Raw genomic sequence first — 9025 nt, 5'->3', positions numbered from 1 at the left:
CCCCCCCCCCCCCACGGGGTTCACCTTGATCGTTCGAGCTGAGCCAGCGCTGTGATACAGCCCACTCGCCACACCTCAACGCCCCGAAGCGCACCACGACATACTCAAGGAATACCCGATGCCGCCACGCTCCGCCCCCGCTTCAGCTGCTGCCTTGCCCGCGGGCACCGGTTTCGTCCGGGTGCGTGGCGCCCGCGAACACAACCTCAAGAACGTCGACGTGGACATCCCCCGCGATGCCCTGGTGGTGTTCACCGGCGTGTCGGGTTCCGGCAAGTCGTCGCTGGCCTTCTCCACCGTTTATGCCGAAGCCCAGCGGCGCTATTTCGAGTCCGTCGCGCCCTACGCGCGGCGTTTGATCGACCAGGTCGGCGTGCCGGACGTGGACAGCATCGAGGGCCTGCCGCCGGCGGTCGCCTTGCAACAGCAGCGCGGCACACCCAGCGCGCGCTCGTCGGTGGGCAGCGTCACCACGCTGTCGAGCCTGATCCGCATGCTCTACTCCCGCGCCGGCAGCTATCCGGCCGACCAGCCGATGCTGTATGCCGAGGACTTCTCGCCCAACACCCCGCAGGGCGCTTGCCCGGAGTGCCACGGCCTGGGCCGGGTCTATGAAGTGACCGAGGCGTCCATGGTGCCCGATCCGTCGCTGACCATTCGCGAACGCGCCGTGGCGGCCTGGCCCATGGCCTGGCAAGGCCAGAACCTGCGGGACATCCTGGTGACCCTCGGCTATGACGTCGACATTCCCTGGCGCGACCTGCCGAAAAAGCAGCGCGACTGGATCCTGTTTACCGAAGAAACCCCCACGGTCCCGGTGTACGCCGGGCTGACCCCGGCCCAGACCCGCGAAGCGCTCAAGCGCAAGCTCGAACCCAGCTATCAAGGCACGTTCAGCGGTGCCCGACGCTACCTGCTGCATACGTTCATGCATTCGCAAAGCGCGCAGATGCGCAAGCGCGTGGCGCAATACATGCGCGCCAGCCCCTGCCCGATGTGCGAAGGCAAGCGCCTCAAGCGCGAGGCGCTGACCGTCACCTTCGCTGGGCTGGACATCGCCCAGCTGTCCAACCTGGCGTTGCTGGAGTTGGCCGAAGTGCTGACGGCTGTCGCGGCGCCCGATTATCTTGAGCAGCCTGAAGCGCCGGGCGCCGTCCTCACCCACAGCCAGACCCGAGAGGCCCGCGAGCAACGCGCCGCTCGCGGTGAAAATCCTCACGCCGGCGGGCCGGACGCGCGCCATACGCCGAACCTGTCCCTGGAAAAGCGCCTGGCGGCCCAACGCATCGCCGCCGAATTGTTGGAGCGGATCGTCACGCTGATCGATCTGGGCCTTGGCTACCTGGCCCTGGAGCGCAGCACGCCGACGCTGTCCTCCGGCGAATTGCAGCGCCTGCGCCTGGCCACACAGCTCAATTCCCAGCTGTTCGGGGTCATCTATGTCCTGGACGAACCTTCCGCCGGCCTGCACCCGGCCGACAGCGAGGCGCTGTTCGGCGCTTTGCAACGCCTGAAGGCCGCGGGCAACTCCGTGTTCGTGGTCGAACACGACCTCGACACCATGCGTCGCGCCGACTGGCTGATCGACGTCGGCCCGGACGCCGGTGAGCAAGGCGGCAAGGTCCTCTACAGCGGGCCACCCGATGGCCTCGGTCAAGTGCCCGAGTCCCGGACCCGCGCCTACCTGTTCGCCGAAGACCGCGCCACCGCGCGGATCCCACGCGAACCCGCGGATTGGTTGCGCCTGGAAGGCATCACCCGCAACAACCTCGACAACCTGAGCGCAGCGTTTCCACTCGGTTGCTTCACGGCGGTGACCGGCATTTCCGGGTCGGGCAAGTCCAGCCTGGTCAGCCAGGCCCTGCTGGACCTGGTCGGTGCCCATCTGGGCCAGGCCAGCCCCAACGCGGAGGCCGAGGAGCAGAGCCTGGAAGACGAACCGGTACAAACCAGTGGCGGCCGGGTCACCGCCGGCCTCGCTGCCATCAAGCGACTGGTGCAGGTCGACCAGAAACCCATCGGCCGCACGCCGCGCTCCAATCTCGCCACCTACACGGGGCTGTTCGACCACGTGCGCAAACTCTTCGCCGCCACCGAACAGGCCCAAGCCCTGGAATTCGATGCCGGGCGGTTTTCCTTCAACGTCGCCAAGGGTCGTTGTGAAACCTGTGAAGGCGAAGGCTTCGTCAGCGTCGAGTTGTTGTTCATGCCCAGCGTGTACGCACCCTGCCCGACTTGTCATGGCGCGCGCTATAACCCGCAGACCCTGGAAGTGACCTGGCAGGGCCTGGACATTTCCCAAGTGCTGCAACTGACGGTGAACCAGGCTCTAGAAGTGTTCGCCGAACAAGCTTCGGCCAGGCGCTCGTTGCAAGTCTTGCAAGACATCGGCCTGGGTTATCTGCGCCTGGGCCAACCGGCCACCGAGCTGTCCGGCGGCGAGGCACAGCGGATCAAGCTGGCCACCGAGCTGCAACGCAAGGCTCGAGGCGCGACCCTCTACGTACTGGATGAGCCTACCAACGGCCTGCACCCCCAGGACGTGGATCGCCTGCTGGTGCAGTTGAATCGCCTGGTGGACGAGGGCCATACGGTGGTTGTGGTGGAACATGACATGCGCGTGGTGGCGCAGAGTGACTGGGTCATCGACATCGGCCCGGGAGCCGGGACGCAGGGCGGGAACGTGGTGGCGTGCGGTGCGCCAGAGGTCGTTGCAAACTGTGATGAAAGCCGCACCGCGCCGTTCCTGAAAAGAGCTTTGCAACCCGAACACTGAACCGTGGCGAGGGAGCTTGCTCCCGCTGGGCTGCAAAGCAGCCCCACAGGCAATCATTTCATTTCGCCAGGCACACCGCAGCGCCCGGTTTTGCGGCGGCTGCGCCACCGAGCGGGAGCAAGCTCCCTCGCCACGCAAGCACTCTTCACATGGCGCAGCTAGCGCCTCATCACCCTGTGGGAGCGAGCCTGCTCGCGAAAGCGGTGTGTCAGCTTGCATCGAAGGGCCTGGAATAGCGTTTTTCGCGCGCAGGCTCGCTCCCACAACAATCATTGTTCGCAGCAAAAAGCGTCAATGAAACGTTACACGTAGATAATCAGCGCAACCGTTTATCAGTTTTTTGACACTTCACCGATATGCGGTCACAACTTTTTCGCTCCGCCGGGTCATATCACCGAGGTCGCCGATGGAATATTGGCATGTACCGAGGTTTTTAGCCTGATACGGAGATAAGTCCATGATTTTCAACGTACAAGATTTTGGCGCCAAAGGAGATGGCGTCACTGACGACACGGCGGCCATTCAAAGTGCGATCGATGCGGCAGCGGCCGCAGGCGGTGGCCAGGTGTATATGCCCACCGGCACCTACATCGTTTCGGGAGGCGAGGAACCTTCCGATGGCTGCCTGATGCTCAAGAGCAACGTCTACCTGTACGGCGACGGCATGGGCGACACCACGGTCAAGTTGGCCGATGGATCGGACGCCAAGATCACCGGCATCATCCGCTCGGCCTATGGCGAGGAAACCCACGACTTCGGCGTCAGCAACCTCACCATCGACGGTAACCGCGACGCCACCACCGGCAAGGTTGATGGCTGGTTCAACGGTTATATTCCCGGCGAGGAAGGCTACGACTCCAACGTCACCCTCGACAGCGTCGAGATCAAGGATTGCTCCGGGTACGGCTTCGACCCCCATGAGCAGACCGTCAACATGGTCATCAAGAACAGCGTGTCCCACGGCAACGGCCTGGATGGTTTCGTCGCCGACTTCCTCAGCGACAGCACCTTCGAAAACAATATCGCCTACGACAACGACCGCCACGGTTTCAATGTCGTCACCAGCACCCACGATTTCACCCTGACCAACAACGTCGCCTACAACAACGGCGGCAATGGCATCGTGGTGCAGCGCGGCAGCGAAGATATTCCCTCTCCCAGCAACATCACCATCACCGGTGGCGAGGTGTACGGCAACGGCGCCGAAGGCGTGCTGGTCAAGCTGTCCAGCGACGTGACCGTCACCGGCGTCGATATCCATGATAACGCCAGCGCCGGGATCCGCATCTACGGCAGCAACCATGTCGAGGTCATCGACAACACCCTCAACAACAACTCGTTGGGCGGCGCGGTGCCGGAAATCATCATCCAGTCCTACGACGATACCCTCGGTGTGTCCGGCAAGTACTTCAATGGCAGCGACAACCTGATCCAGGGCAACATCATCAGCGGCAGCGACCTATCCACCTACGGCGTCGCCGAGCGCAACGAAGACGGCACCGATCGCAACGCCATCATCGCCAACACCATCAGCCACACCAGCAAGGGCGCCACGCTGGTCTATGGCGATGGCAGCTATGTCAGCGCCACCGTGCCGATGACCACCGTGCAAGGAACAGCGGGCAACGACATCCTCACGGGCACCGCCGCCAGCGAAATTTTCTACGGCGCGGCCGGCAACGACACCATCAATGGCGCGGCCGGGAGCGATATCCTGGTGGGCGGCGCGGGGGTCGACAAACTCACCGGCGGCACCGGCGCCGATACGTTCCGCTTCACCAGCCAGTCCGACAGCTATCGCAATGCAACGGCAAGCTTCGACGACACCATCACCGACTTCGACGTGACCCAGGACAAGATCGATCTTGCCGGCCTCGGCTTCACCGGCCTGGGCAATGGCCGTGGCGGCACCCTGCAAGTCAGCTACAACGCCAGCAGCGACCGCACCTACATCAAGGACTACGACGCCGATGCCAGCGGCAATCGCTTCGAGCTGATTCTGTCGGGCAACCTGGCGAGCACCCTGACGGCGAGCAACTTCATTTTCAATCGGGTCATCACCGGCACCACCGGCAGCGACTCGCTGTCGGGCAGTGACGCCGCCGACACCTTGCTCGGCCTGGCCGGCAACGACAGCCTCAGCGGCGGCGCGGGCGACGACAAACTCGACGGCGGCGCCGGCATGGACACCCTCACGGGCGGTGTCGGGGCGGACACCTTCGTGTTCGCCAACCGGCTGGACAGCTACCGCAACTACAACACCGGCGGCGCCAACCTGGGCGACCTGATCACCGACTTCAACATCGCCGCCGACAAGATCGACCTCTCCGCCATGGGCTTCACCGGCCTGGGCGACGGCAAGAACAATACTGTCTACCTGGTGCTCAACAGCGCCGGCACCAAGACCTACATCAAATCCCTGGAAGCCGATGCCAACGGCAACCGCTTCGAAGTGGCACTGGACGGCAATTACCTCAACACCCTGACCAGCGCCAACTTCGTCTTCGCGACAACATCGCCGACCAACCAGGCGCCGGTGCTGGCCACGCCATTGCTGGACCAGAACGCCAGTGAAAAAACCCCGTTCAGCTATGTGGTGCCGGCCACCAGTTTCACCGATCCGGACAACGACAGCCTCAGCTACACCGCCAAGCTGGCCGATGGCAGCGCCCTGCCCAGTTGGTTGACCTTCGACGCCGCCACGCGCACCTTCAGCGGCACGCCACCCGACACGGCATCGGGCACCTACTCGATCCAGGTCACCGCGACTGACGGCAGCAACGCCACCGTCAGCGACAGCTTTACCTTGGCCGTGCAGGACGTGCCCGGCTCGGTGGTGATCAACGGCACGCCAAACAACGACACGTTGACCGGCACCGTCGCCAACGAACAGATTTTCGGCGGCGCGGGTAACGACACCCTCAACGGCGCAGCGGGCAACGATATCCTGGTGGGCGGCACGGGGGCGGACAAACTCACCGGCGGCACCGGCGCCGATGTGTTCCGCTACACCTCCAAGCTCGACAGCTACCGCACCGGTTCCACCAGCGCCAGTGACCAGATCCTCGATTTCGACGTGGCCGCCGACAAGATCGATGTCGCGGCGCTGGGCTACACCGGCCTGGGTAACGGGCTCAACGGGACGCTGCAAATCAGTTACAGCTCGTCAACCAACCGCACCTACCTCAAGGACCTCACGGTCGATGCCAACGGCAACCGCTTTGAAATCTCCCTGGCGGGCAATTTTGTCAGCAGCCTGACGGCCAGTCATTTTGTCTTCGCCGACCAGAACACTCCGACCAACGTGGCGCCGGTGGTGGTCACACCGCTGCTCGACCAGAACGCCAGCGAAAGCACGCCGTTCAGTTACACGGTGGCCAACAACAGCTTCAGCGACGCCAACCAGGACGTGCTCACCTACACCGCGACCCTGGCCAATGGCAGCGCCCTGCCTTCGTGGCTGAGCTTCAACGCCAGCACGCTGACCTTCAGCGGCACGCCCACCAGCACCGCGTCCGGCAACTACGACGTGCTGGTCAAGGCCACCGACCCGTCCGGCGCATCGGTCAGCGACAGCTTTGCCCTGGTGGTCGCCGATGCACCCGCCAACACCATCACCGGCACGGCCAATGCCGAAAGCCTCAACGGTACGGCAGGCGCCGACCTGATCCTCGGCCTGGGCGGCAACGACACCATCAAGGCCGGCACCGGTGCCGACATCATCGACGGTGGCGCCGGAAGGGACTCGCTGTATGGCGACGCCGGCGCCGACACGTTCCGCTACAGCAACCTGTCCGACAGCTACCGGGACTACGACACCGGTGGCGTCACGGCCACGGACACGATTTATGACTTCACCGTCGGCGTCGACAAGATCGACGTCTCCGGGCTGGGTTTCCTCGGCCTCGGCGACGGTAGCAACGGCACGCTCTACATGACGTTGAATGCGGCCGGCGACAAGACCTATGTCAAGTCCAGCCAGGCTGATGCCGATGGCAACCGTTTCGAGATCGCCCTGAACGGCAACTACCTCAACACCCTGACCGCCAATGATTTCGTCTTTGGTGAACGCGCCCAGCAAGACATCCTCTACCTGCCGACGCTCGGCCAATCCAACGCCCGCCTGCTGCGCATGAGCGAGGATGACGATCAGTCCGGCACTTCGATGCTGGTCAACGACCTGGACAAGTACACCACCTATGACGTGCGCAGCCAGTTCAGCGACGCCGACGGCAACGGCATCGACATCGCAGTGGGCGGCAGCACGGTCAACGGCTTGTCGACCCTCGGCGCCGAGGAGCTGAAGTTGTGCTGGTGGCTGACCGACAGCAATCAGCCCGGGCCAGCGTTGTTGCGGGCCGAGACGCTACTGCGCGACCAGCTCACCGAACTCAAGGCCATCGACAATGTGACCATGGGCATCGTCTGGGGCCAGGGCGAGGAAGCCGCCCAGGAAATCGCCCGCTCCACCGACAAGGCAGCGGCTGCGGCAGCCTACAAGGCGTCGACGCTGAAAGTCTTCGATTACCTGCACGCCCAACTCGGCAATTTCAACGTGTACCTGATGGAAACCGGTCACTACGAGCAGGACGCCGCGCGTGCCCGTGGTTACTCGGAGGAAAAGATTGCTTCCATCGTCGAGGGTGTGGGCTACGTCCGCGCCGTCCAGGAAGCCATCGCCGCCGAGCGCGCCGATGTGAAACTGGCGGTGGACTACAACGACCTGCCCTTGCGTTATGAGGTCGATCCGTTGGTGTATCCCGACGATGTCTGGCACCTGCACGAGGAATCAGCGGAAATCGTCGGCCAGCGCCTGGCGGACTACATCGCCAATGACCTTGGCTTCCAGGGCAACCCCAACGACAACAACAGCGTGCAGGATATTTTCGACGGTGCGCAGAATGAGGGCGGGAAAATCTCCGGCACCGACCAGGCCGATACCCTGGTGGGTAGCTCCGGCAACGACATACTGGACGGCGACCTGGGTGCCGACTCGTTGACCGGCGGCGATGGCAACGACATCTACCTCGTCGACAACGCGTTCGACAGCGTGGTGGAAACCAACACCTCGACTTCGCAGATCGATACGGTACAGGCCTCGGTCAGTTGGACCCTGGGCGCCAACCTGGAAAACCTGGTATTGACCGGCGTGTCGGACATCGACGGCACCGGTAACGAACGGCGCAATTTCATCACCGGTAACGCCGCCAACAACGTGCTCGATGGTGCGGCGGGAGCGGACAGCATGAGCGGTGGCGACGGCAACGACACTTACTACGTCGACAACGCCAGCGACACCGTGATCGAGACCAGCAGCAATCAGGTGTCCGGCGGCATCGACGGCGTCCACAGCAGCCTCGCTACCTACACCTTGGGCAACAACGTGGAGAATCTGTACGTTGACAGCGCCGGGGCCGCCAACGCGATCGGCAATGCGCTGAACAACACGTTGTTCGCCGGCGTGGGCGACAACGTCCTGGACGGTCGCGATGGCAACGACACCGTATCCTATGACCGGGCCCTGGCCGGGGTGACCGTGAACCTGTCGACATCCGCGCAGCAGAACACCGTGGGTTCCGGGCTCGACACGCTGAAGTTCATCGAGAACCTGACGGGCAGTGCCTACGCCGACACGCTGTCGGGCAACAGTGCCGGGAACATCCTCAACGGCGGTGCCGGTAATGACATTCTGGTGGGCGGCTCGGGCGATGACCGGCTGATCGGCGGTGCCGGCACTGACAACCTCACCGGCGGCACCGGCGCGGATACCTACGCGTTTGCTGCACTGTCGGACACGGGCGTTGGCGCCGCGCGGGATGTGATCAACGGTTACAAGACCACGGAGCTGGATAAACTGGACTTCAGCGGCTTCGACGCCAACCCGCTGACCGCCAGCATCGATGCCTTCACCTTCATCGGCAGCAACGCCTTCGACGCCAGCAACGCCACCGGCCAGTTGCGTTTTGTCGATGGCATTCTCTACGGCAGTATCAACGCCGACGCCACCGCCGAGTTCGAGTTTGAACTGGTAGGCGTCAAGGAGCTGCACGCCAGCGACTTTACTGCCTGAGTGATCGAGGGGGCTGCTGCGCAGCCCAGCGGGAGCAAGCTCCCTCGCCACAACAGCACTGATGAAGCAAACCCTGTGGGCAGGAAGCATCGGGCCCCAGGGCAGTGCCCCTTGTGGGAGCGAGCCTGCTCGCGAAAGCGCTGTGTCAGGCTGAACGGCATTGAATGAACTGCCGTCAT

2 protein-coding genes are annotated in these 9025 nt (G+C 63.6%); both read left to right on the top strand.

All coding sequences use genetic code 11. The annotated features are described in order from the left end of the window. Positions 1-118 precede the first annotated feature (118 nt). Positions 119-2776, top strand: coding sequence for an excinuclease ABC subunit UvrA (locus ACE04F_RS04275; RefSeq protein ID WP_486105091.1), 2658 nt, complete (start codon positions 119-121; stop codon positions 2774-2776). Between the two features lie 457 nt (positions 2777-3233). Further along, positions 3234-8846 (top strand): putative Ig domain-containing protein, encoded by a 5613-nt coding sequence (locus ACE04F_RS04270; RefSeq protein ID WP_486105089.1) that lies wholly within the window; start codon positions 3234-3236, stop codon positions 8844-8846. Positions 8847-9025: the final 179 nt, after the last annotated feature.

It is taken from the genome of Pseudomonas sp. AGC41 (assembly GCF_057334555.1).
The sequence above is the reverse complement of the archived record's forward strand: the minus strand, read 5'-3'. Positions and strand labels throughout refer to the sequence as shown.

Bases quoted from the DNA above. Each gene is read 5' to 3' on its own strand.
- ACE04F_RS04270 (WP_486105089.1), top strand. From the start codon at position 3,234: ATGATTTTCAACGTACAAGATTTTGGCGCCAAAGGAGATGGCGTCACT.
- ACE04F_RS04275 (WP_486105091.1), top strand. From the start codon at position 119: ATGCCGCCACGCTCCGCCCCCGCTTCAGCTGCTGCCTTGCCCGCGGGC.